The 25,628-nt window shown below is 39.1% G+C and carries 22 protein-coding genes; 10 read left to right on the top strand and 12 right to left on the bottom strand.

Translation table 11 applies throughout. The features are described from left to right. Window positions 1-46: 46 nt before the first annotated feature. From J8L85_RS08860 to J8L85_RS08885, 6 genes are all read left to right on the top strand, one after another. A complete protein-coding gene (locus tag J8L85_RS08860; protein WP_211016561.1) occupies window positions 47-1,480 on the top strand; it encodes an ATP-binding domain-containing protein in 1,434 nt (477 codons plus the stop codon). Window positions 1,481-1,568: 88 nt separating this feature from the next. After that, window positions 1,569-2,138, top strand: a complete 570-nt coding sequence (locus J8L85_RS08865; protein WP_211016563.1) for a DUF4126 domain-containing protein — start codon at window positions 1,569-1,571, stop codon at window positions 2,136-2,138. 25 nt (window positions 2,139-2,163) lie between these two features. Next, a complete protein-coding gene (kdsB, locus tag J8L85_RS08870) occupies window positions 2,164-2,877 on the top strand; it encodes a 3-deoxy-manno-octulosonate cytidylyltransferase (protein WP_211018221.1) in 714 nt (237 codons plus the stop codon). After that, window positions 2,868-3,566, top strand: a complete 699-nt coding sequence (locus J8L85_RS08875; protein WP_211016565.1) for an HAD family hydrolase — start codon at window positions 2,868-2,870, stop codon at window positions 3,564-3,566. The genes kdsB and J8L85_RS08875 overlap by 10 nt, the downstream gene beginning before the upstream one ends. Before the next feature lie 8 nt (window positions 3,567-3,574). Beyond that, window positions 3,575-4,702 carry an iron-containing alcohol dehydrogenase family protein gene (locus J8L85_RS08880; RefSeq protein ID WP_211016567.1) on the top strand — a complete coding sequence of 376 codons (1,128 nt, stop codon included), beginning with the start codon at window positions 3,575-3,577 and terminating at the stop codon, window positions 4,700-4,702. Between the two features lie 57 nt (window positions 4,703-4,759). Next, entirely contained in the window at window positions 4,760-5,299 is a 540-nt protein-coding gene (locus J8L85_RS08885; protein WP_211016569.1) for a 1-acyl-sn-glycerol-3-phosphate acyltransferase, read from the top strand. 100 nt (window positions 5,300-5,399) lie between these two features. Here the strand turns inward: J8L85_RS08885 and J8L85_RS08890 are convergent, their stop codons facing one another. The 5 genes from J8L85_RS08890 to gcvT all read right to left on the bottom strand — a co-directional run bounded on the left by J8L85_RS08890 (window position 5,400) and on the right by gcvT (window position 9,321). After that, a complete protein-coding gene (locus J8L85_RS08890; protein WP_047244833.1) occupies window positions 5,400-6,110 on the bottom strand; it encodes a YebC/PmpR family DNA-binding transcriptional regulator in 711 nt (236 codons plus the stop codon). A 78-nt stretch (window positions 6,111-6,188) separates the two neighbouring features. Further along, window positions 6,189-6,476: a 4a-hydroxytetrahydrobiopterin dehydratase gene (locus tag J8L85_RS08895; protein WP_211016572.1), complete on the bottom strand. Its 288-nt coding sequence runs from the start codon at window positions 6,474-6,476 to the stop codon at window positions 6,189-6,191. Window positions 6,477-6,497: 21 nt separating this feature from the next. Then, window positions 6,498-7,319, bottom strand: coding sequence for a sugar nucleotide-binding protein (locus J8L85_RS08900; protein WP_211016574.1), 822 nt, complete (start codon window positions 7,317-7,319; stop codon window positions 6,498-6,500). A gap of 1 nt (window position 7,320) precedes the next feature. Beyond that, a complete protein-coding gene (locus J8L85_RS08905) occupies window positions 7,321-8,235 on the bottom strand; it encodes a glutaminase (RefSeq protein ID WP_211016576.1) in 915 nt (304 codons plus the stop codon). Further along, the gene (gene gcvT / locus J8L85_RS08910; RefSeq protein WP_211016578.1) at window positions 8,236-9,321 is read right to left on the bottom strand and encodes a glycine cleavage system aminomethyltransferase GcvT; all 1,086 of its coding nucleotides are present in this window, start codon (window positions 9,319-9,321) and stop codon (window positions 8,236-8,238) included. Window positions 9,322-9,590: 269 nt separating this feature from the next. Between gcvT and J8L85_RS18065 the strand changes: the two genes are divergently transcribed. Next, window positions 9,591-9,716: a hypothetical protein gene (locus J8L85_RS18065; protein ID WP_282103028.1), complete on the top strand. Its 126-nt coding sequence runs from the start codon at window positions 9,591-9,593 to the stop codon at window positions 9,714-9,716. 21 nt (window positions 9,717-9,737) lie between these two features. On the opposite strand, the gene thrC is transcribed toward J8L85_RS18065, so the two are convergent. Genes thrC through thrA form a run of 3 tightly spaced genes read right to left on the bottom strand, consistent with a single transcriptional unit; the run spans window position 9,738 to window position 14,445 of the window. After that, the gene (gene thrC / locus J8L85_RS08915) at window positions 9,738-11,033 is read right to left on the bottom strand and encodes a threonine synthase (protein ID WP_211016580.1); all 1,296 of its coding nucleotides are present in this window, start codon (window positions 11,031-11,033) and stop codon (window positions 9,738-9,740) included. Between the two features lie 47 nt (window positions 11,034-11,080). Continuing rightward, complete coding sequence (locus J8L85_RS08920) at window positions 11,081-12,001, bottom strand: homoserine kinase (protein ID WP_211016582.1); 921 nt, start codon at window positions 11,999-12,001, stop codon at window positions 11,081-11,083. 2 nt (window positions 12,002-12,003) lie between these two features. Continuing rightward, window positions 12,004-14,445: a bifunctional aspartate kinase/homoserine dehydrogenase I gene (gene thrA / locus J8L85_RS08925; RefSeq protein ID WP_211016584.1), complete on the bottom strand. Its 2,442-nt coding sequence runs from the start codon at window positions 14,443-14,445 to the stop codon at window positions 12,004-12,006. A 269-nt stretch (window positions 14,446-14,714) separates the two neighbouring features. Here thrA and J8L85_RS08930 point away from each other — a divergent pair, with 269 nt between their 5' ends. Further along, complete coding sequence (locus tag J8L85_RS08930; protein WP_211016586.1) at window positions 14,715-16,265, top strand: NAD(P)H-hydrate dehydratase; 1,551 nt, start codon at window positions 14,715-14,717, stop codon at window positions 16,263-16,265. A gap of 40 nt (window positions 16,266-16,305) precedes the next feature. On the opposite strand, the gene J8L85_RS08935 is transcribed toward J8L85_RS08930, so the two are convergent. Both J8L85_RS08935 and J8L85_RS08940 read right to left on the bottom strand, forming a co-directional pair. Continuing rightward, window positions 16,306-16,707 (bottom strand): STAS/SEC14 domain-containing protein, encoded by a 402-nt coding sequence (locus tag J8L85_RS08935; RefSeq protein ID WP_211016588.1) that lies wholly within the window; start codon window positions 16,705-16,707, stop codon window positions 16,306-16,308. 206 nt (window positions 16,708-16,913) lie between these two features. Beyond that, window positions 16,914-19,466 carry an ATP-dependent Clp protease ATP-binding subunit gene (locus J8L85_RS08940; RefSeq protein WP_211016590.1) on the bottom strand — a complete coding sequence of 851 codons (2,553 nt, stop codon included), beginning with the start codon at window positions 19,464-19,466 and terminating at the stop codon, window positions 16,914-16,916. 258 nt (window positions 19,467-19,724) lie between these two features. On the opposite strand from J8L85_RS08940, the gene gyrA reads away from it, so the two are divergent. Both gyrA and J8L85_RS08950 read left to right on the top strand, forming a co-directional pair. After that, complete coding sequence (gene gyrA / locus J8L85_RS08945) at window positions 19,725-22,265, top strand: DNA gyrase subunit A (RefSeq protein ID WP_211016593.1); 2,541 nt, start codon at window positions 19,725-19,727, stop codon at window positions 22,263-22,265. A 24-nt stretch (window positions 22,266-22,289) separates the two neighbouring features. Continuing rightward, complete coding sequence (locus J8L85_RS08950; RefSeq protein WP_211016594.1) at window positions 22,290-23,552, top strand: tetratricopeptide repeat protein; 1,263 nt, start codon at window positions 22,290-22,292, stop codon at window positions 23,550-23,552. A gap of 57 nt (window positions 23,553-23,609) precedes the next feature. On the opposite strand, the gene J8L85_RS08955 is transcribed toward J8L85_RS08950, so the two are convergent. Both J8L85_RS08955 and J8L85_RS08960 read right to left on the bottom strand, forming a co-directional pair. Continuing rightward, window positions 23,610-24,359, bottom strand: a complete 750-nt coding sequence (locus J8L85_RS08955; RefSeq protein ID WP_211016597.1) for an NlpC/P60 family protein — start codon at window positions 24,357-24,359, stop codon at window positions 23,610-23,612. 17 nt (window positions 24,360-24,376) lie between these two features. Then, entirely contained in the window at window positions 24,377-25,552 is a 1,176-nt protein-coding gene (locus J8L85_RS08960; protein ID WP_211016599.1) for an acetyl-CoA C-acyltransferase, read from the bottom strand. Between the last annotated feature and the right edge of the window lie 76 nt (window positions 25,553-25,628).

Below are 25,628 nucleotides of genomic sequence, written 5' to 3' on the forward strand. Positions count from 1 at the left end.
ATCGCAAAAGTTTTTCCCCTAAAAATCCTGTTATATTTGGGGTTACATGAAAGTACTAACAGCTATAGAGTTTTATAAAGAGTTGGAAACCAAGTTTCCACATAAACCAACGCTTAAACAAGAAATAGCCTTAGAAAAATTATCGGCGTTTATTCTTTCTAAAAATAAGGACGAGGTTTTTCTTTTAAAAGGCTTTGCTGGGACGGGTAAAACGACACTTATAGGTACCTTGGTAAACAGTTTGTGGAAGACGCGGATGAAATCGGTTTTAATGGCACCTACCGGAAGGGCCGCCAAAGTAATGTCCAATTATTCCAATACACAGGCCTTTACCATTCATAGAAAAATATATTTTCCTAAAAAACAGAGCGGGGGAGGGGTGCAGTTCGTATTGGCTCCCAATAAACATAGAGATACCTTGTTCATAATAGATGAGGCGTCTATGATACCCGATACACCGGCAGACTCGAAACTTTTTGAGAATGGGTCTTTATTAGACGATTTAATGATGTTCGTATATTCCGGACATAACTGTAAATTGTTGTTAATAGGCGATACGGCACAGTTACCACCGGTGCATTTGTTGTTGAGTCCTGCTTTAGATGCCGATAAACTTTCTTTGAACTATAATAAGGAAGTGGAGAGGATAGAGTTGGATGAAGTTGTGCGCCAGGCTGAGGATTCGGGTATTTTGGTAAATGCCACTATGTTGCGAGAGCAATTACAAGGAGACTATTTTGACAGATTCCAGTTTGATCTAAATGGTTTTACCGACATCGTCCGCTTAATCGATGGGCACGAAATACAGGAGGCGATCGATGAGTCGTACTCGCAAAACGGCAAAGAGGAAACGGCCATTATTGTAAGGTCTAACAAAAGGGCCAATTTATATAATCTAAATATTAGGGAACGTATTCTTTTTTTAGAAAACGATTTGGCTCCCGGTGACTTTATGATGGTCGTAAAGAATAATTATTTCTGGTTAAAACCGAATTCTGAAGCAGGCTTTATTGCCAATGGCGACATTATCGAGATTCTTGAGATCTATGCCTTCAAAGATCTTTATGGGTTTAAATTTGCGGAAGTAAAGGTGAAAATGGTAGATTACCCGAATATGAAACCATTTGAAACGGTGTTGTTGTTAGATACCATAAAAGCGGAATCACCCTCTCTTTCGTATGAGGACGGTAATCGTCTGTACCAAGAGGTAATGAAAGATTACGCGCATGAAAAGTCGAAATACAAGAAGTTTCTTGGGGTAAAGAACAACAAATACTTTAACGGCCTGCAAGTAAAGTTTTCTTATGCCATCACATGCCATAAATCGCAAGGTGGACAATGGAACACGGTTTTTGTGGAGCAACCATATCTTCCAAACGGAATAGATAAGGAATATCTTCGTTGGCTTTATACAGCAGTTACCAGGGCTAAGGAAAAATTGTACCTTATTGGTTTTAAAAGCGATTTTTTTGTTGAATAGGAAAAAACTAATTTAGTTCTTTTAAATCTAGAACCAGAATAGATTTGCCTACCCTCTGATCGGGCTATCAACTGTAAACATATTTTCAATGACATCGGAAACCATCATTAGTATATTTTTAGGTGTAGGCCTTGCGGCCTCTGTAGGCTTTCGGGTGTTTTTACCATTGTTTGCATTGAGTCTCGCCGCATATTTTAATGTTTGGGACTTAAATGACGACTGGAAATGGATAGGTAGTTTGGCTGCTTTGATAACATTGGGCGTGGCTACCTTAGTTGAAATTTTCGCCTATTTTATTCCTTGGGTAGATAATTTATTGGATAGCTTTGCCATACCATTGGCCGCTATTGCCGGTACGGCCGTAATGGTTTCGACCATAGCGGACCTTGACCCTGTCGTAACATGGTCTTTGGCTATAATTGCCGGAGGTGGTACCGCCACTGCTATTAAGGGGGCCGGAGCGACGGGAAGGTTGGCCTCTTCTGCCACTACGGGAGGTTTGGGCAATCCGGTCTTGGCAACAGTGGAAACGGGTACGGCAACGGTAGTAACAGTAGCCTCCATATTCGCTCCCATACTTGCGGCAGTATTGGTGATTATTATTTTAATTGTCATCTTTAGAATATATAGAAGCCTTAGGCCAAAATCAAAAACATAAAAACTATTAAGTGAAAATAATTGCAATGATACCGGCCCGTTACGCGGCTTCAAGATTTCCTGCAAAATTAATGCAAGACCTATCAGGGAAACCTGTAATTGTCCGTACCTATGAAGCTGCGGTAAAAACAGGCCTTTTTGACAAGGTGTACGTAGTAACCGATAGTAATACCATTTACGATACGATAACTGCAGAAGGTGGTGAAGCGATCATGAGCAAAAAAGAACATGATTGCGGAAGTGACCGCATTGCGGAAGCTGTTACCGAAATGGATGTTGACATAATAGTAAATGTTCAGGGAGACGAACCTTTTACGGATCGTGAGAGTCTGGCCCAAGTAATAGAGGTATTTAAAAGTGATACCGAAAAAGAAATAGATTTGGCCTCTTTAATGGTACGGATCACTGATGAGGAAGAAATAAACAATCCGAACACGGTTAAGGTAATTGTTGATAATAGAAGCTTTGCACTATATTTCTCCAGGTCGCCAATACCTTATCCAAGGGCCAAAAATGAAAAAACCGTCTATTATAAGCACAAAGGTATTTACGCTTTTAGAAAAGAGGCCTTAATGGATTTTCAACGCTTGCCCATGTTACAATTGGAGTCAACTGAAAAAATAGAGGCCATACGATATCTGGAATATGGTAAAAAAATTAAAATGGTAGAAACGACCGTTACGGGTATTGAAATTGATACTCCAGAAGATTTAGAGAAAGCGCAAGCTGCATGGAGATAAATTTTGAAAATATAAAGGTAATCGGTTTTGATGCCGATGATACATTGTGGGTGAACGAGACCTATTTTAGAGAGGCCGAAGAGCAGTTTACTTCTCTTTTAGAGCAATATGAAACCAAGAACAAGATCGATCAAGAGCTCTTTAGAATGGAAATTAAAAACTTAGAGCTCTATGGATATGGTATAAAGGGTTTTATGCTCTCAATGATAGAAGCTGCATTAGAGTTATCCAACGGCGAAGTTTCCCAGAAAACGATTTCCGAAATTTTAGAAATTGGAAAAGAGATGATTTCCCGTCCCGTCGAAATATTGGATGGGGTAGTGGAAGTACTTGAGAGTTTGGAAGGCAATTATAGATTGATAGTGTTGACCAAGGGTGATTTACTTGATCAAGAAAGAAAACTGGCCAGATCTAACTTATCCCGGTATTTTCACCATGTAGAAGTATTGAGCGATAAAAAAGAAAAAAATTATCAAGACCTATTAAATCATTTAGAAATAGGGGTAGATGAATTTTTAATGATAGGCAATTCATTGAAATCTGATGTATTGCCTATAGTCAATATTGGTGCAAAAGCGGTACATGTTCCTTTTCATACCACTTGGCAACATGAAGAGGTAGAGGAGCCTCGAGAAAAGACTGGTTATATAACCGTTCAAAAGTTGACGGATGTATTGCAGTACCTTTAAAATTATAAATGGAGATAAAAAAAGAAATAGCATTGAAAAAGATACCTACTAGAGCTTCGGAGAAATATAGAAATTTTCCGATGGTTCCCAGAGTGGTTTTTGGTAATGGAAGTTTTGATCAATTGGGAGAGATACTTCTTTCAAAAAGAAAACATTCGGAAGCTCCTGTAATTTTTTTGGTCGATGATGTTTTTGAAGGCACAGAACTTGTTTCACGTATTCCGCAAATATTCTGTGATCAGATCATTTTTGTATCGGCAGAGGAAGAACCTAAAACACAACAGGTAGATGCCTTGGTAGATTTGATAAAGAAAGAATACCAAGAATTACCATCGGGAGTTGTGGGCATAGGAGGAGGAACCCTTTTGGACTTGGCCAAGGCGGTCGCCATCTTGTTAACGAACAATGGTAGTGCCCAAGATTATCAGGGGTGGGATTTGGTACGAAAAAAAGCGGTTTACCATGTTGGTGTTCCTACTATTAGTGGTACTGGAGCTGAAGTTTCAAGAACTACCGTGTTATTGGGCCCAGAGAAAAAATTGGGCATTAATTCTGATTATACCACTTTCGATCAAGTAATCTTAGATCCTGAATTAACACAAGGTGTGGCCAAAGAGCAATGGTTTTATACTGGAATGGATTGTTATATTCATTGTATAGAGAGCTTAAATGGAACGTACTTAAATGCCTTTAGTCAAAGCTATGGGGAAAAAGCATTGGATCTTTGTAAAGAAGTTTTTTTAACCGATCTATCCGATGCCGATTCAAGAGATAAGTTGATGATGGCCTCTTGGCATGGTGGAATGAGTATAGCCTATTCGCAAGTAGGGGTAGCGCATGCTCTAAGTTACGGATTGGGGTACCGGTTGGGAGTTAAGCACGGTATAGGTAATTGTTTGGTTTTTCAACATTTGGAAGAATTTTATCCAGAAGGGGTAGCTCTTTTTCACAAAATGAAAGAGAGACACAAAATAAATCTGCCTAAAGGAATATGTAAAGAGCTTTCTGAAGAAGATTTGAATGTGATGGTTTCCGTGGCTATGGGAATGGAACCCTTATGGGAAAACGCCCTTGGTGAAAATTGGAAATCTGTCATCACTCCAGAAAAGATCAAATCGATTTATAAAAAAATATAAATTATAACTCTATAGTTAAAAGAGTAGGGTGCAACATCTTACAGAGAATTAAAATTAATGCAGAAGCTTGCCCGTTTTATATATTTTAAGATATTAAGATGGTCCGTTAAAGGAGAATTTCCTTCTTATTTGGACAAGTTCGTTATTATTGTAGTTCCACATACCAGTTGGTGGGATTTTTTATTGGGATTATTGATACGAAAGGTGTTGAATGAAGAAATCAATTATATAGGAAAGAAAAGTCTTTTCGACTCCCCGATAGGTTGGTTTTTCAGATGGACGGGCGGAGCACCAATTGATCGATCTAAAAGTAGTGATACCGTAAGTGCTACTGCCAAAATATTTGATGAGCGAAAAAAGTTTCGGTTGGCTCTTTCTCCTGAAGGTACACGAAAAAAAGTAAAAAAATGGAAGACGGGCTTCTACTACATTGCAAAAAAGGCAAATGTGCCCATTGTTTTGGTGGCATTCGATTACGGTAAAAAGGAAATAAAATTTTCTGAACCATATACTCCGACGGATGATAAGGAAATGGATTTTGAAAAATACAGATCATTTTTTAAAGGAGTAAAAGGAAAAGTGCCAGAATTCAGTTAATCGATCTGATCCCAGAATACAAGGTGATAAGAAAGTAACCGGACAAACAAAAAGGAAGCCAATTGGCCTCCTTTTTGTTTGTCTGCGAGAAATAATAACTTTATTCTTGCATGGTATGATATACGTTCTGTACATCATCGTCTTCTTCTATTTTCTCCAATAGCTTTTCAACATCCGCAGCTTCTTCTTCGCTTAAAGCTTTTGTTACTTGTGGAATGCGCTCAAATCCAGAAGATAGTATTTCAATATTTCTATTTTCCAATTCTTTCTGTATAGCGCCAAAACTCTCGAAAGGTGCATAGATAAGGATACCGTCATCATCCACAAAAACCTCTTCCGCACCAAAATCTATCATTTCAAGCTCTAATTCTTCAGGGTCTACGCCGTCTGCCGGAATTCGGAAGTTACAGGTATGGTCGAACATAAATTCTACAGATCCAGAGGTGCCTAAACTTCCATTACATTTGTTAAAGTAACTTCTGATATTGGCAACGGTTCTAGTATTGTTATCCGTGGCTGTTTCTATTAAAACCGCGATTCCGTGCGGGGCGTAGCCTTCAAAAAGAACTTCTTTATAATCTCCTAAACTTTTGTCGCTAGCTCTTTTAATGGCTCTTTCGATATTGTCTTTTGGCATGTTAACTGCCTTGGCGTTCTGGATGACCGCCCTTAAGCGAGCATTTGAATCAGGATCAGGGCCTCCTTCTTTTACCGCTATAACAATATCTTTTCCAATTCGTGTAAAAGCTTTGGACATTGCTGCCCATCTTTTCATTTTACGTGCTTTTCTAAACTCAAAAGCTCTTCCCATGGTTTATTTTTTTAATGCTTGCAAATTTAACAAAATTCGGAAAGGTTGAAGGGCGAATGCTATATTTTACTAGTGTTTTTATTCACTTTCTACAATTTCCTCAATACTTCTGGCCAGTTCAAAATCTTTCTCGGTCACCCCGTTGGCATCATGGGTACTCAAACGAATGTTTACCGTTTTGTATACATTGCTCCAATCTGGATGATGGCCTTGGGCCTCGCATTCAAAAGCGATTCGGGTCATTACCGAAAAGGCTTCCTTGAAATCTTTAAACTCAAAAGTGGTTTCTATTGCTCCGTCTACATACTCCCAACCGTCTAATTGCCCTAGATAATCATGTATCTGTTCATCGGTGAATTTTTCCATAGTCTTTCTATTTTAAATAAATCATTTTAGAATATGATGGTCTATAATCTCTTGATAGGTATATCTTAGGTTTTTTGGTAACATGTTTGTTTTTGGTAAAACGGCCAAATAGCGATCTTCATTTGTGGTGTAAACTCTTTTTATGATCGGATTAAAACTTCCCACACGCTCTAATACTTCTTTTATAAAATCTTCGTGGTGTGTAAGATCGGTGCTACCAAGATGATAGATCCCAGTTTTATTTCTATTGATAAGATAATGAATTTGTTGCGTTAGTTTGTCGTCGTTCGTAACATTTAATATTAGATTGGGAAAAACTTCTACAGGTTCATTGTTTAAGATCTTATTTTTCATATCCTTTATTCTGGGAGAGCTATTCCCAAAAACCATCGGAACCCTTAGAATTCCCATTTTATCTTTGGGCAAACGTAAAAGCATGTTCTCTATCTTAATTTTAAGTCGGCCGTAAACACTTTCAGAAAGTGTTTTGTCGTATTCATAAGAGGGGTATTTGCTATAAGCATCGAATACATTGGCTGAAGAAAGAAAATAGATCCTACAGTTATTTTGTAAGACGTATTCTGCTAGATGTTGGTGGGTAATTATTTGTGCGGCAAAATTTCCGCGCAGGGCAGAAATTATAACCTGTGGTTTAACGTGTTCTAGAATTTCAAAAATATCATCTTCTTCCAAATTAAAATGAAAGAACTGTTTGTTGTCGGCAAAGCTACCCGCAGCATTACAGTAGGTGCCGTAGGTGTCAAAATAGTTGCAAAGTTCTTTGTAGATGGCATTTCCTAGAAACCCGCTTGCCCCTAATATTAAGATTTTCTTGTTTTCCAAATTAGAATATTGATAATTCGGATTCCGAGGTTAAATTTTCTAACGCGGCCATGCCACGGGTAGAATTCCCCTTTTTATTTAGGCCTGGAGACCAAGTGGTCACACAAAAGTTATTTGGAAGAAGAGCTACTATACCGCCCCCAACACCACTTTTACCCGGTAAACCTACCCTAAAGGCGAATTCTCCAGCTTCGTCATAAAAGCCGCAGGTAAGCATTAGTGCATTAATACGTTTTATTAATTGTTTATCAAGGTGCTTCTGATCGTTTTTACACTTTCCTTCGTTGATAAATAAATAAAAAGTATCGCACAATTGTGCACAGTTCATTGAGAGTGAGCATTGATGGAAGTAAAAATCCAATACTTCTATAACGTCATTTTGAAGGTTTCCGTAAGATTTTAAAAGATTTGCTGCCGCATAGTTTTTGTAACCTGTTTGTTTTTCTGAAAGAGCAACTTTTTCATCATAGTTTATGGTGTGGTCACCGGCAAGGTTTCTAACGAACTTCAAAAACTCTTTTTTAGGGTTCGTCAATTGACTAACGAGGATATCCGCTATTACAATAGCACCCGCATTGATCAACGGATTTCTGGGAATGCCATTTTCTTGCTCCAATAAAGATAAGTGGTTAAATGGGTCTCCCGAAGGTTCAACATCGATACGTTGCCATACCTCTTTTCCGATAAGGCTCATGGCCATCGAAAGGGTGAGTACTTTAGAGATACTTTGAACTGAAAAGTTTTCTTGGGTGTCTCCAATAGAGAATTCGTTTTTATCGATGTCCAATATGTGTATTCCATATTTTGTATTGCTTATTTCCGCGAGTTCTGGAATATAAGTGGCAACCTCCCCGATATCGGGGAGGTTGTATGTTTTGTTGTAAACGGACTCGATAATTTTTTGAAAATCTGGCATTTACGCTTTGTAGAATGGGAGCTTTACAACAGTGGCAGGAACTGCTTTTTTTCTTATTTGAATATGGATTTTACTTCCTATGTCAGAAAAAATAGTCGGTACATATCCCAAGCCTATTCCTTTTCCTAATGATGGGGACATGGTTCCAGAGGTAACAACCCCTATTTTTTTTCCTTCTCCATCTACGATATCGTAATCATGTCTAGGAATTCCGCGCTCGTCCAATTCAAAAGCTATTAATTTTTTTTCAGGACCGTGTTGCTTTTCTTTTTCTAGCGCTTCACTGTTTACAAAATCTTTGGTAAACTTGGTAATCCATCCCAAACCTGCTTCCAATGGAGAGGTTTCGTCGTTTATATCGTTGCCATAAAGACAATAGCCCATTTCCAATCTTAATGTGTCTCTGGCCGCAAGTCCAATAGGTTTGATGCCAAAGTCCGCTCCAGCCTCAAAAACTTTGTCCCATACTTGTTTTACCTCGTCGTTCTTACAATAGATTTCAAATCCTCCTGATCCAGTGTAACCTGTTGCCGAAATGATAACAGAATCTATTCCTGCAAAATCAGCTACTTCAAAGTGATAAAACTTAATGGCCGATAGGTCAATGGATGTTAACGACTGCATTGCCTCCACTGCTTTTGGCCCTTGAATGGCGAGTAGTGAATAATCATCCGATAGATTGCGCATCTCGGCATTGAAGGCGGTATTATATTTAGAAATATGGTTCCAATCTTTTTCGATATTAGAAGCGTTTACCACTAATAAATACTGTTCTTCCTTGATTTTATACACAATAAGGTCATCTACTATGCCTCCGGTTTCATTGGGCATACAGCTATATTGAGCCCGACCAATGCTTAATTTAGAAGCATCGTTAGAAGTAACTTTTTGTATAAGGTCTAGGGCAGTGGGGCCACTAATTAGAAATTCTCCCATATGGGATACATCAAAGACACCTACACCATTACGTACGGTTTCATGTTCGGCATTTACCCCTTCATACGATACGGGCATGTTGTAACCTGCAAAAGGAACCATTTTAGCTCCAAGTGCCTCATGGGTAGAGGAGAGTGCTGTGTTTTTCATAGATTTAGTTTATAATGTGCAAATTTATAGAATTAAATAAGGATAACATGAGAAGCCCTTCTTATGTTTTACATAATTTTTGGCTTGCTTAAAGTAATCTCTTCAAGACTATCGGCCTTTTAAAATTTCACAAATAAAATTTCGTATGCTTACAGTGCTATTGTTTATCTCAACGGTGCTCTAAGAACAAGAAATACCGACCAATTTTATCCTGTGAGTTTCATTGAGAGAGAGGAAAGAAAGTAGTAACTGTAAAAAAAGGAAGGGTATTGCCGTACGAAATAGCGGGCGATATGCTCATTACCAATAATGGTGCTGTACATATATTTCCAATGGTGCCCAGAACTACAGAGGCTATTGAGTCAATGATGAAACAGCCCTGGTCCTTTAGATAATTTTGTACGGCCTATACTTGATTAACGGTTTAATAAAAAAGTCTTTAGGTCTGAATAGGTCTTTATGTTAATGGATTTTTTATCCTTGTCCATAACTTTTTTTATCTGTGGCGGAATTGGCAATTGTTCGTCTATTGTTTCCTCTACGATATCGAGAAATTTTACTGGATGGGCGGTTTCTAAAAATATACCAAAAGTATTTGGGTGATCGGCTTGATACTTTTTTAGTCCCAAGTAACCTACGGCACCATGGGGATCTGCACAATATCCGTTAGAACGATATATATGCAGCAATGCATCCTTTGTTTCTTCGTCGTTAAACGAGAAAGAAGAAAGGTTTGATTTTAATTTGTCGAAATCATCATCGAACAGGTGTCTGATTCTAATGAAGTTACTAGGGTCTCCGACATCCATAGCGTTCGAAATGGTCGCAGTGGAAGGTTTGGGGCTGTACTGCTGAGTTGTCATATACTCGGGTACGGTATCGTTAACATTGGTAGCGGCAATAAAATGTTTTACGGGCATACCCAATCTTTGGGCTACCATTCCTGCACATATATTACCAAAATTACCGGAAGGAACAGAAAATACGACTTCTTTGCCTTTAGATTTTGCCTGTTTGTACGCAAAAAGGAAATAGAACATTTGTGGTAACCAACGGGCAACATTAATGGAGTTCGCCGAGGTCAGTTTCATTTTTTTCAGAAGATCGTCATCCAAAAAAGCATTTTTTACCATGGCTTGGCAATCATCAAAAGTACCGTCTACCTCCAAAGCGGTAATGTTTTGGCCTAAGGTAGTCAGTTGTCTTTCTTGAATGTCGCTTACTTTTCCGCTAGGGTAGAGTATTACGACCTTTACCCCGTTAACGCCTAAAAAACCATTGGCAACGGCACCACCGGTATCCCCCGAAGTGGCAACCAGAACAGTGACCTCATTGGTTTCGTCGGTAGAAAAATAACCTAGGCATTGAGCCATAAAACGTGCTCCAACATCTTTAAATGCCATTGTAGGACCATGAAATAATTCTAACGTGGCAACATTTTCCTCGATATCTACAACAGGAAAATCAAAGTCCAATGTATTGGCCAGTATTTTCCGCAAGGTATCATTGGGTATTTCATCGCTTACAAATTGATGAATGGCATTAAAGGCTATTTCATAATTTGAGAGATCTTCGATTTTTTCAAAAAAGCTTTTTGGAAGCGGTTCTATACTTTCTGGGAAATACAATCCTTTGTCCGGAGCTATGCCGTTGATGACCGCATTTTTAAAAGATACCGAAGGGGCTTGTTTATTTAGGCTATAGAAATTCAATGTAGTAGTTTTTTATGTTTTTAAATGGTTGTTACACCAACTTAAATTTAAAGTATTTTGATTCCCTGCTGGTTTATTTTGGAAACATGTATGTCGTAATCTATTCCGATTGTTTCGTAGACCCGTTTCATTTCGTTCCCTACAGCTATTGCACTTTTTTCACCTTTACTAAAGGTAAAAATAGAAGGTCCGGAGCCGGAAATACCACAGCCTAGAGCCCCTGCGTTGATAGAGGCCGATTTTACTTGATCAAAACCAGGGATTAGAATGGAGCGGATAGGTTCTACAATATGGTCTACCAAAGAACGGCCGATCAACTCATAATCCTCTTTTAGGAGTCCTGCCACAAGACCGCCCACATTGCCCCATTGTTTAATGGCGGTTTCCATAGAAATGGTGGTTCTAAGTATTTTTCTAGAATCCGACGTTTTTACTTCTATTTGCGGATGTATCACCGTTGTATATAATTCTTGAGGAGCGGCAATGGGTATAATATCAAGAGGAGTATAACTTCTTACCAAGGTAAAGTTGCCGAATAGGGCAGGGGCCACGTTATCTGCATGGGCTACATCACTGGCCAATCTTTCGCCTTCCATCGCAAACGTAACCAGCTTTGTGGGGGAAAAGGGGGTTCCCAATAAATGGTTCATGGCCCAAACGGCCCCTGCAGAGCTTGCTGCACTGCTGCCGATACCACTTCCAGGCTTTATTTTTTTGTTGATTTCGATTTCAAAACCACCTTCATATTCAGAAGCATTTAAAAGTGCAAGTCCGGCAACACCGGCAACATTTTTTTCGGTCTGTATTGGTAGGTCCTGTCCTTCGATTTTGGTAATTCTTATTCCCTTTTCTTTCGTTTTTCGAACCACCATTTCATCTCCGACCGCATCTAGGGCAACACCAAGCACATCAAAACCGCATGAGATGTTGGCTATGGTTGCAGGGCAAAATACTTTAACTTCGTTCATAATTAAAAATTACCAATTCTAATAATGTCGGCAAAAATACCGGATGCGGTAACATCGGCTCCAGCTCCAGCACCTTTAATGATCATGGGGAGATTTGGATATCTCTCTGTATAAAATAAAACAATATTGTCGCTTTCCTCTAGGTTATAAAAATCGTGCCCTTTTGGAATTTGTTCCAGTCCAACACTGGCTTCACCATTCTCGAATTTTGCGACATATTTTAATTTACTATTGTTTTTCTTGGCATCACCGAACATTTTTTGAAAATCGTCCTCATATTTTATCAATGACTTGAAAAAATCTTCGTTGTTATTTGTTTCCAAACTCTCTTTCGGTAAAAAAGGTTTGTTTTTTATGTCTTCTATTTCTAGGACATGACCACTTTCTCTAGCCAAGATCAAAATCTTTCGCATTACATCTATACCGCTAAGGTCTATTTTTGGGTCCGGCTCGGTATAACCTTCTTCCTGGGCTTGTTTTACGATATCATGAAAAGTGGTCGTATCATTAAAATTGTTGAATACAAAATTTAAGCTACCAGATAATACCGCCTGTATCTTCAATATTTTATCACCCGATGCGATAAGGTTTTTAAGGGTGTCTATTATGGGTAGGCCCGCCCCTACATTGGTTTCAAAGAGAAACGGTGCGTTATATGTGCGAGCCAAAGATTTTAGGTGGGCGTAATTACCATATTCAGAAGAGCACGCTATTTTGTTGCAGGTGACGACAGAAATGCTGTTGCTTAAAAAAGCACTGTATGTTTCGGCTATTTCATGGCTGGCAGTATTGTCTACGAATATGCTGTTTCGATAATTCATTTCGTTCACCTTTTTGATGAAAGATTCTTTGTTGGCCTTTTCACCAGTGGCCAATTGGTCGCTCCATGAATTAAGGTCTATGCCCTTTTCGTCAAAATACATATTACGTGAATTCGATATGCCGATTACACGTAGTTTTAGTTTCAAGTTTTTCTTTAGGTACTTGTTCTGTAACTTAATTTGGTTCAGAAATTTAGCGCCAACATTTCCGACTCCCATTACAAAGAGGTTCAACTGTTTTATATTCTCTTCAAAGAATTCTTCATGTAGGGCGTTCAACCCTTTTTTTACATCTTTCTCGTTGATTACACATGATATGTTTCTCTCCGATGCTCCTTGGGCTATTACTCTGATATTAACATTGTTCTTGCCTAATGTGCTGAACATTTTACCGCTAAGCCCTTGGTGGCTCTTCATATTATCGCCTACCAGTGCTACGATTGCAAGGTTCTCTTCTGGATGTACGGGTTTTATTCTGCCCCGTTCCATTTCGTAAGCAAAAGCCTCGTTCACCACCTCTACCGATTTTTCAACATCATCGGCGGAAATACCTACGCAAATAGAATGTTCTGAGGAAGCTTGGGTTATAAGTACCACACTTATATCTGCTTGTGACAGTACCTCGAAAAACCTTTTGGAAATACCGGGAATACCTACCATACCCGGACCTTCTAACGATAATAGGGCCATATTTCCGATATGGCTTATGCCCCTGACCGTTTTCCCTTTTTCATTTTTTGATTTTGTTATCAAGGTACCCGGTTCTTCGGGCTGAAAGGTGTTTTTGATATTTATGGATATGCCTTTTGCCAATACCGGTTGAATGGTGGGCGGATATAGGACCTTGGCTCCAAAATGGGATAGTTCCATGGCCTCTTCATATGAAATATGTGGTATTGCTTTTGCTTGCTTTACCATTTTTGGGTTTGCGGTATACATACCACTTACATCTGTCCATATTTCTAAAATATCGGCATCTACCGCTGCAGCATATATGGCCGCCGTATAATCCGATCCTCCTCTGCCCAATGTAGTAATGTCTTCATTGGCCGACGAAGCAATAAAACCGGGGCATACGATGATTTTTGCTTTGGCATTCTTAAAATAATTAGAGCAATTACTGTTCGTTTCTTTAAAATTAACAGTGTTCTTGCCTCCAATTTTATGCGTTTTTATAAGTTCTCTACTGTCTTTGTAAGAACAATCTAAACCTTCGGAAACAAAAAACTCACTAATTATATAAGAAGAAAGAAGTTCACCGAAACTTACAATTTTATCAGAAAGTTTGGGCGTTATTTCTCCTATAAAAAAAGCACCTTCTAAAAGTGTTTCCAATACGTTAAGCTCACTTTTTACTTTGCTCAAGACCCTACTTTGGTTGGTGATAGGGATAAGTTTCTTGATCGTATCTAAATGGCGGTTCTCAATTTCTTGAAATGTACTTTTATAGGAATTGTCTTGGTCGGCGGCTAAGTCACCGGCTTTAAGCAATTCGTCCGTAACCCCACCAAAGGCAGAAACTACCAGTATTATTTTGTCATTATAGGACGATAAAATATTTTTTATTCTACTAATATTCTCTGGACTGGCTACTGAAGAGCCGCCGAATTTTAAAACTTTCATTCTAATGTTATTGTATGTTGACTTATCGAGAAATATGTTGTGTTAAAGAACACGGGGACGGAGGTGCATAGTTTATTACCCCATTGGGGTGAACAATACCGTAATGGTAGGTAAACAGTTACTTACGGTATCGATTACGAATTTTATGTCAGTACTAATACAGTTCATAATAAAATGATGATGGTCAAAAGTAGTACATTTGGAGTGCTAATCAAATGATTCTACAAATTTTTGCAGAATCGTTACTTTTTAATACAATTACTTAGAGAATGAAACTTTTTAGTGCCGAACAAATTTATGCCGCTGATAAATTCACAATTGAGAAACAGCAGATTACGAGTGATGAACTTATGGAGAGAGCTGCCGTTCAAATTTTTAATTGGTTGCATATACGTATGCAGGGTGCACCTGTAAAGATCCATATATTATGTGGTATTGGAAATAATGGGGGTGACGGCATGGCGCTTGCCAGGCACTTAATGGAACATGGTTATAATATTCAGGTCTATGTGGTTAATTATAGTGAAAAGCGTTCAAAAGACTTTTTAATAAACTTAGATCGGTTAAAGGATAGGAAGATTTGGCCTACTTTTTTAGAGTCGGGCAGTGATTTGCCGGAAATAGGTAAAGATGATATTATCGTAGATGCCATTTTTGGTATCGGATTAAATAGAACACCCGATGATTGGGTTATAACATTAGTAGAACATTTAAACGCTTCAAGGGCTTTTATTCTTTCTGTGGATATTCCCTCGGGACTTTTTACGGATAAAGTTCCGGAAAATGAAAAATCGGTAATACAGTCAAATTATGTTTTAAGCTTCCAATTTCCGAAACTTGTATTTTTTCTACCTCAAACCGGGGTATTTATAGAACAATGGGAGGTGTTGGATATAGGACTGGACAATGAGTTTTTAATGCAAACGGAAACAACATATGAACTTGTTTCAAAAAACGAGGTTTTGCCGCTTTATCTTCCAAGAACTAAATTTTCCCACAAAGGAACTTATGGCCATGCTTTGTTGGTAGGTGGTAGTTATGGTAAAATAGGGGCGGTGAACCTGGCAGGTAAAGCCGCCTTGAAATCAGGAAGTGGATTGGTTACTTGTTTCTTGCCAAAGTGTGGGTATGGTGTTTTACAGACTTCTTTGCCCGAAGCTATGGTGTTGACAAGCGGGGAGTCTTCACTTGCCAAAATTGAGTACGATATATCGCCCAGTGTAATAGGTATAGGCATGGGTATGGGGGTGGCCGATAGTACGGTAAAGGTGTTTGGTGATTTTTTGAAGAAAAACCGGGTGCCATTGGTGATTGATGCCGATGCTTTGAACATTATTTCAAAAAACAAGGAATTAATGGATTTGCTGCCCAAGCAAGCGGTTTTAACGCCCCATCCCAAAGAGCTGGAAAGGCTTGTTGGAAAATGGGACGATGACTTTGATAAATTGAAAAAGACAAAAGAATTTTCAAAAAAATACGATTGTATAGTGGTTGTAAAGGGAGCTCATACCATTACGGTCTATGGTGACAGGGGGTACGTAAACACGACAGGCAACCCGGGCATGGGTACTGCCGGCAGTGGCGATGTGCTTACCGGAATAATTACAGGGTTGGTAGCGCAAGGGTATAATCCGTTGGATGCTGCCGTTTTTGGAGTTTACCTTCATGGTAGGTCTGCCGATTTGACAGTAGAAAGCACAGGATACCAAGCATTATTGGCCTCAGATATTATAGAAGGTCTAGGAAGTGCTTATCTGGATCTTTTTAAAGTTCCGGAACAAGTACAAAAAGAACCGGAATCTAATACCGGCAATGAGTAAATAAATGTCTTGATAGGTTTTTAAGGGGTGTTTGACAGGGTTATTTTGTCTTTACCCTTCGTTTGACCCATTTTAAGGCGTTTTCGTACTCTATGAAAAACTTCATAGGTTTTTTGTAGAAAAGTTTTTCGATCTTAAAGTTGTGCATATCTATTTCTTTGATGGAAACGATAGCGTAAGCTTTTAGATTGTCCAGTTCTTTTAGATAACTATAAATGGTAGGATCTATCGCGTAAGAATTCTTTCTTAGGCTTATATAACCAAAATTCTTGTTCCTGAAATGAATTTCCGAAATACCGATTATTTGGTAAGCTCTTTCCAATGTTAACGTGGCGCCTTCATCAAAAATAGCGACCATGTAATCTTCAAAAACTTGTATTTTTCCAACCTCTAGTTCATATTCTCGTACTATGACTTTTTTCTTCACAGATCCAACCTTCATTTTATTTGTATAATAGTGTCTGTAACGAAAGTAGGCGGATTGCTTCCCTTTTGATAACTTTTTAGATTAAAGGCGGAAATATCGTTCATACTGCGTTTGCCTATAAAACTTTGTATTTCTATTCTTACGCTTAAAGATGATTTGTATTAAAAAAGGGAGTCCGTATACGGACTCCCTTTTTTAATCTGTTTAATAAATTTTTGAACCTATTCTGTTTTAGAAGACTCTTCCGATTTTTCGATTTTGATAGTCAATTCGTTTTTCTCTTTGTCAAGAGCCATGCATATGGTGTCTCCTTCTTCTAAGTTCGAATTTACTATTTCCTCGGCCAAGGCGTCCTCTATATATTTCTGAATGGCTCTTTTTAAAGGTCTTGCGCCATATTGTTTGTCGAAACCTTTTTCGGCGATATAGTCTTTGGCGTCTTCAGAAAGTTTTAAGGTATAACCTATTCCTTTTATTCTCTTGTATAGTTTAGATAACTCAATATCAATAATCTGGTGTATGTGCTCCCTTTCTAGGGCATTAAATACGATGACATCATCGATCCTATTCAAGAATTCTGGGGCGAACGCTTTCTTAAGGGCATTTTCTATAACACCTTTTTGGTGTGCGCTGGCTTGTTCTTTTTTGGCTGCCGTACCAAAACCAACTCCCTGACCAAAGTCTTTTAGTTGTCGTGCGCCAATATTCGAGGTCATGATAATGATGGTGTTTCTAAAATCAATTTTTCTACCAAGACTATCTGTCAAATAACCATCGTCCAATACTTGCAGCAACATGTTAAAGACATCTGGGTGCGCTTTCTCAACTTCATCGAGCAAGATTACGGAATAAGGCTTTCTGCGAACTTTTTCAGTTAATTGTCCGCCTTCTTCGTATCCGACATATCCCGGAGGTGCACCTACCAATCTAGAAATGGCAAATTTCTCCATATACTCGCTCATGTCTATACGGATAAGGGCATCTTCAGAATCAAAAAGCTCTTTTGCCATTACTTTTGCCAGTTGCGTTTTACCAACACCTGTTTGGCCTAAGAAAATAAAGGATCCAATAGGTTTGTTGGGGTCTTTTAGACCGGCCCTGTTTCTTTGTATGGCTTTTGAGACTTTCGCTACCGCTTCGTCTTGCCCTATTACATTTGCTTTTATAAGATTTGGTAATTCTGCCAGCTTATTGCTTTCTGTTTGTGCGATCCTGTTTACAGGAATTCCGCTCATCATAGAAACAACGTCCGCAACATTGTCTTCGGTTACTGTTTCTTTGTTCAGCTTGCTTTCATCTTCCCATCTTTCTTGGGCAATGGCCAATTCTTTTTCAAGACTTTTTTCATCGTCCCTGAGCTTCGCGGCCTCCTCGTATTTTTGTTTTTTGACGACACTGTTTTTTAACTCCCTTACATCTTCTAGTTTTTTCTCTAATTCTAGAATTTGTTTAGGTACGTCCATATTTACAATGTGTACTCTTGACCCGGCTTCGTCTAAGGCATCTATGGCCTTGTCGGGCAAAAATCTATCGGTCATGTAACGATTGGTCAACTTAACGCAGGCCTCGATAGCTTCGTCCGTATAGCTTACGTTATGATGGTCTTCGTACTTTCCTTTTATGTTGTGTAATATTTCTATGGTTTCCTCAACACTTGTAGGCTCTACGATTACTTTTTGAAATCTTCTTTCCAGAGCACCGTCTTTTTCGATGTACTGTCGGTACTCATCTAAAGTAGTAGCTCCTATACATTGGATCTCTCCCCTGGCCAAGGCAGGTTTGAACATATTGGAGGCGTCTAAGCTTCCTGTGGCGCCACCTGCACCAACAATGGTATGGATTTCATCGATGAACAGGATGACATCGTCATTTTTTTCCAGCTCGTTCATTACGGCTTTCATCCGTTCTTCGAACTGGCCTCTGTATTTTGTGCCGGCGACCAAAGAAGCCAAGTCAAGGGTAACCACCCTTTTGTTATAAAGAATTCTGGAAACTTTTTTGTTGATGATGCGCAGGGCCAAACCTTCGGCGATGGCACTTTTACCAACACCTGGTTCCCCGATCAGTAACGGGTTGTTCTTTTTTCTTCTGCTCAATATCTGCGATACACGTTCAATTTCCTTTTCACGGCCTACAACGGGATCCAGCTTGTTTTCCTCTGCCATTTGTGTAAGGTCCCTACCAAAGTTATCCAACACAGGTGTTTTCGATTTTTTATTTCCTTTGGGACTTGGGGTAGAACCGAACGTACTTTCTTTTCCGTCGTTAGGGTCGTCCGAATCGCTAGGAAAAGATTCTGATGTTGGTGAATCTACTATATCGTCGTCGCTGGTAATCATAAACTTGAACTGTTCCTTTACACCATCGTAATCTACTTTGAGCTTATGTAGCAACTTGGTCGTAGGATCATTTTCGTTTCTTAAGATGCACAGTAATAAGTGTGCGGTGTTTATAGAAGAACTTTGAAAAAGCTTGGCTTCCAAGAACGTAGTTTTTAACGCTCTTTCCGCCTGTCTTGTTAGGTGTAGGTTCTTCTTATCTTTTTGTATGCCACTTGCGTTTGGGTTGGAAGGACTAAGAATTTCTACCTTTCTTCGTAAATGATCTAAATCTACGTCCAAGGCATCTAAAATACTTATAGCTTTGCCACTACCATCCCTGAGAAGCCCAAGCATTAGGTGCTCCGTGCCAATAAAATCATGGCCAAGCCGCAATGCTTCCTCCTTGCTGTAGGCAATTACGTCTTTTACTCTAGGTGAAAAATTATCATCCATATACTATATTATCAACTATAAAATTACTAAATCTCCTTCAATCATGGGCAAATACCGTACCTATATTCGTTAAAGTTATTCTAAATGACGAAAAAAGTAGCCTAATTCAAAGAGAATAGAAGAATAATTGTTAACCATTTTACCCTTGGGAGATGTTAATAAAATATTGAATAAATACGTTTTATCATTCTTTGAAGGCGTCGATTTTGCGTATATTGGCATGCTTTTTTACTAATAAAAAACAATTAAGATTTTACAATGGCGGAAGGTGAAAAATTGATTCCTATTAACATAGAAGAAGAAATGAAATCTGCCTACATTGATTATTCAATGTCGGTCATAGTGTCACGAGCACTGCCAGATGTGCGCGACGGATTAAAGCCTGTGCACAGGCGTGTACTCTACGGAATGCACGAACTTGGGGTTAGAAGTAGTAGTGCCCATAAGAAATCTGCCCGTATCGTGGGTGAGGTTTTGGGTAAATACCACCCTCATGGAGATACATCTGTATATGATACCATGGTGAGAATGGCCCAAGAGTGGAGTTTGCGATATATGCTTATAGACGGTCAGGGTAACTTTGGTTCGGTAGATGGCGATAGTCCTGCGGCAATGCGTTATACGGAGGCCCGTATGCGTAAGATTGCGGACGATATGTTGGCAGATATAGAAAAAGATACGGTTGATCATCAGTTGAATTTTGATGATTCTTTGAAAGAGCCGACCGTATTACCGACAAGAATCCCCAATCTTTTGGTAAACGGGGCATCGGGTATTGCGGTAGGTATGGCGACCAATATGCCACCACACAACCTTTCGGAGGTGGTAGATGGTACGGTTGCTTATATAGATAACCACGATATAGAGATCGATGAGCTGATGACGCACATCAAAGCTCCAGATTTTCCTACAGGGGGAATTATATATGGCTATGATGGTGTAAAAGAGGCTTTTCATACCGGAAGGGGAAGAATCGTAATGCGTGCAAAAGCTACTTTTGAAGAAGTTCAAGGTCGCGAATGTATTATTGTTACCGAAATTCCTTATCAAGTGAACAAGGCCGATATGATCAAGAAAACGGCCGACCTGATCAACGATAAAAAGATAGAGGGTATTTCTACCATACGTGACGAGTCTGACCGTAATGGTATGCGTATCGTTTATATCTTAAAAAGAGATGCTATTCCTAATATTGTATTGAACACCTTGTTCAAGTACACGGCATTGCAAACCTCTTTTAGTGTTAATAACATCGCTCTGGTAAACGGTAGGCCAGAATTGCTGAACATAAAGGAAATGATCCATCATTTCGTAGAGCATAGGCATGATGTTGTTGTAAGAAGAACAAAATTTGAGCTTAAAAAAGCGGAAGATAGGGCCCATATTCTTGAAGGTCTAATAATTGCCTCTGATAATATTGATGAGGTAATCGCTATAATCAGGGCTTCTTCCAATGCGGATGAAGCACGTGAGAATTTAATGGAGCGGTTTAAGTTGACCGAAATACAGGCGAAGGCGATCGTAGAAATGCGACTGCGTCAACTTACCGGACTGGAGCAAGATAAATTACGTACAGAGTACGATGAGGTAATAAAGACCATTGCCGACCTTAAAGATATTCTTGCTAGAAAGGAGCGTAGAATGGAAATTATTAAGGATGAGCTTCTTGAGGTAAAAGAAAAGTATGGTGATGAGCGCCGATCAGAGATCAATTTTGCCGGTGGTGATTTAAGTATGGAAGATATGATACCTAATGAGCAGGTAGTTATAACCATATCTCGTGCCGGGTATATCAAAAGAACACCTTTGAGCGAGTACAAGACCCAAAATAGGGGAGGTGTTGGCCAAAAGGCATCCTCTACCCGTAACGAAGACTTCTTGGAGCACTTGTTCGTAGGTACCAACCACCAATATATGTTGTTCTTTACCCAAAAGGGAAAATGTTTCTGGATGCGTGTATTCGAAATACCGGAAGGTAGCAGAACTTCTAAAGGTAGGGCCATTCAAAACCTTATCAATATAGAACAGGACGATATGGTCAAGGCCTTTATCTGTACCCAAGACCTTAAGGATGAAGATTACGTAAACAGTCATTATGTAATCATGGCCACCAAAAAAGGTACGGTTAAAAAGACCTCTTTAGAGCAATATTCCAGACCACGTCAAAATGGTATAAATGCCATTACGATCAAAGAGGGAGATGAGTTATTAGAGGCTAAATTAACCACAGGTACAAGTCAAATTTTCTTGGGTCTAAAATCTGGTAAAGCTATTAGGTTCGAAGAAAGTAAGACAAGGCCAATGGGTAGAAACGCTTCCGGTGTACGTGGTATTACCTTGGCAAATGACGAAGATGAGGTAATCGGAATGGTTTCGGTACATAATTTTGAAGATGAACTTTTAGTGGTATCCGAAAATGGTTATGGTAAAAGATCCAGTATAGATGACTATAGAATCACCAATAGGGGTGGTAAAGGTGTTAAGACCATTAGTATTACCGAGAAGACCGGAAATTTGGTTGCCATTAAAAATGTAACTGATTCAGATGATTTGATGATAATCAATAAATCTGGTATTGCCATTAGAATGAGTGTAGAGGACCTAAGGGTAATGGGAAGGGCAACACAAGGTGTTAAGCTTATCAATATTAAAGGTAATGACTCTATAGCCGCAGTCGCCAAGGTAATGAAAGATGAAGATGATTTGGATGAGGCCGATATAAACAATATTGAGGTCACCCCAGAAGATAATGGCACGGGTATTGATAATGGAAGCAACGAAGAAGAAACAGAATCATAAACACTAATAAATAAACAAGGAAAAATGAAAACTAAGATTTCGATAATAGCAGCGCTGTCATTCACGGTGATGGGGTTTTCGCAGAAAAATGAGATAAAGGCTGCGGAAAAAGCGCTAAAAGGAGGCGATGCCGCATCGGCAAAAACCTCTATAGAGGCGGCTTCCGGTATTATATCAAGTGCCGATGAAAAGTTGCAGGCACAATACTATTTTACCAAAGGTAAAATTTACAATGACTTGGCCAAAAAAGGAGATGATAGTGCTTTTGAAGAAGCGGTATCCTCTTTTAAAAAGGTTTTGGACATTGAAGAAAAAACAGGTAAGAAAAAGTATTCTAGCGAGACCAATGAATACATAGCGAGTTTGACCGCCGATTTGGTGAACTCTGCGGTAGCGGACAATGAAAAGAAGAACTTTAAAGAGGCTTCGGAAAAGTTGTATATGAGCTATAAGATTAGCCCAAAAGACACTTCTTATTTGTATTACGCGGCCAGTAGTGCTGTAAATGGTGGACATTATGAAGAGGCCCTAAAATATTATAACGAACTTCAAGAGATCGGTTATGATGGAAGTGGGGTTGTTTATAAAGCTACCAATGTTGCTACCGGAGAAGTTGAAACAATGGATAAGGTGCAAAGAGATTTGATGATCAAATCAGGTGCTTACAAAGATCCTATTGATGACAAGACACCTTCTAAAAAGGCCGAAATTGTTAAGAACACAGCTTTGATATACACCCAATTGGGGCAAGACGATAAAGCATTGGAAGCTTATAAGGCTGCCAGGGCAAATGACCCCAATGATGTAAACCTTATTTTGAACGAAGCTAATTTGTATTTTAAATTAGGGGATAAGGATAAGTTTAAGGAATTGATGTCGGAAGCTATTGCCTTGGCTCCAGATAATCCAGATTTACATTATAACGTTGGTGTGATAAATATGGAACAAGGAAATTATGAAGAAGCTAGGAAGTCATATAAAAAGGCAATAGAAATCAATCCTAGTTATACCAATGCTTATTTAAACCTTTCTACAACATACGTAAACGAAGGTAATAAGCTAATCGACGAAATGAATTCATTAGGTAATTCAAGAGCCGATATAGCCAGATATGACGAATTAAAGAACCAGAAAGATGACTTGTTCTTGCAAGGGGCCAATGTTTTGGAAGATGCTCTAAAAACAAATCCTGATAACCAGGGTATTTTAACACAGTTAAAAAATATCTATGGTGCTATGGGTGACAACGAGAACTTTATGCGAATCAAAAAGATATTGGGCGAGTAATAAACTCGTAAAACACATAGAATAAAAAAGGCCCTGAATTTCAGGGCCTTTTACTTTTTAGATTATTTTTTTTATAACCCTAAGTTTGTGGGAGTAGTTTCGCAAGTCGTTATTAAAAATACCTGTATGGTCTATACGGTCAATTCTAACCATACCATTTACATGTATTATATAATTATTGTCCATGATGATGCCTACGTGGTCTATAACTCCGTTGGCGTTGTCGAAAAAGGCTAAGTCACCAGCTTCACTTTCTTCCACAAAGCTCAAAGCTTCACCTTGGGTAGCTTGTTGTTCCGCATTTCTTAGTAACTCATATCCATTTATCTTGTACACCATTTGTGTTAGTCCTGAAGCGTCTATGCCAAAAGGTGTTCTACCACCGTTTAAATCGGGAGAGTTTAAGTATAGCAGGGCCGTTTTGATAAGGTTCTCCTTTTTTTGCATGCCCTGAAGTTTGTTTCCTTCAAAATTAACACATAAACTTTGGGTGTTGTTAATAGAAGAACCCAATAGAATAGGGGTTAACATGCTATTGTTGTGTTCAACATAACCGATTAGGTCAGAAGTATGGCATTTTACCTTTTTTTGAATGGCTTCATACTCTTCTTTGGGTATAAAAAGTAATTGATTGTTAGGTATCCATCCTTCACATTTGTCATAGGCCACCCTAATTTTTGACCAATATTTTCTGGATTCCAAAATTTTGAAATGCTCACCGAACAATAGCTGGCTCATCATCTCTGACGATTCTTCGGGGGAACATCTGAGAGGAACTATACTTAAAGGACAAATACCGTATTGCATATGCTTTCCGCAGGAAATTAAAGTTTTTCCAAAACTACGGCAGAAGCTCCACCACCACCATTACAAATTGCTGCAGCACCGATTTTTCCATTATTTTGGTCAAGAACGTTGATAAGGGTCACCAAAATACGTGCTCCGGAACAACCTAATGGATGCCCTAGCGAAACCGCACCTCCGTTCACGTTTACGTTTTTATCCGTTAAGCCCAAAAGTTTCATATTGGCAAGACCTACAACAGAGAAGGCTTCATTAAATTCAAAATAATCAACATCGTCTATTGTAATGTTGGCTTTATCCAAAGCTTTTGGAAGAGCCTTCGCGGGTGCCGTTGTAAACCATTTTGGCTCATGTGCGGCATCGGCATAACTTTTTATCTTGGCCAATGGCTCTAAACCTAATTCATTGGCCTTTTCGGCACTCATTAGTATCAATGCCGCTGCACCATCGTTTATAGTAGAGGCATTAGCGGCCGTAACCGTACCTTCTTTTGAGAAAGCGGGTCTTAGGCCCGGTATTTTTTCTAACTTAACGTTTTTATATTCCTCGTCTTCCGAAACCAAAACAGGTTCTCCCCTTCTTTGTGGAACAGATACAGGAACTACTTCATTTTTAAACTTTCCATTGCTCCACGCTTTAGCCGATCTTTCATAAGATTGTATGGCAAACTTGTCTTGGTCTTCTCTTGAAAATTCATATTCATCGGCACAGGTATCTGCACAAACACCCATGGCATTTTGGTCATAGGCATCTACCAATCCGTCTTTCTGCATTCCATCCAGCAAAGATGAAGGACCAAATTTTGTTGCGGACCTCAAATACGCGTAGTGGGGAATAAGGCTCATGTTTTCCATTCCTCCGGCCACTACAATAGAGGCGTCTCCTAAAGATATTGCTTGGGCGGCCTGCATAACGGCTTTCATACCGGATGCACAAACTTTGTTTATCGTGGTACAGGGTACCGTATTGGGGATTCCCGCGTAAATGGCGGCTTGCCTGGCGGGAGCCTGTCCGGTACCGGCCTGCACGACATTTCCCATTAACACTTCGTCGACGGACTCTGGTTTAAGATTAATTTTTTCTAAGGCTCCTTTAATAGCAGCTGCTCCCAGTTTAGGAGCGGTAACCGTTGAAAGTGCTCCCATAAAACTTCCTATGGGCGTACGTACGGCAGAAACAATAACAACCTCTTTCATAATATTAAAATCTTAAGTTTAGCGAAATTACTAAAATTCTTGGGCAACAGTATGCTTATTGCTCCAATTCCTGATC

Source organism: Maribacter sp. MMG018, assembly GCF_018100785.1.
Lineage (GTDB): Bacteria > Bacteroidota > Bacteroidia > Flavobacteriales > Flavobacteriaceae > Maribacter.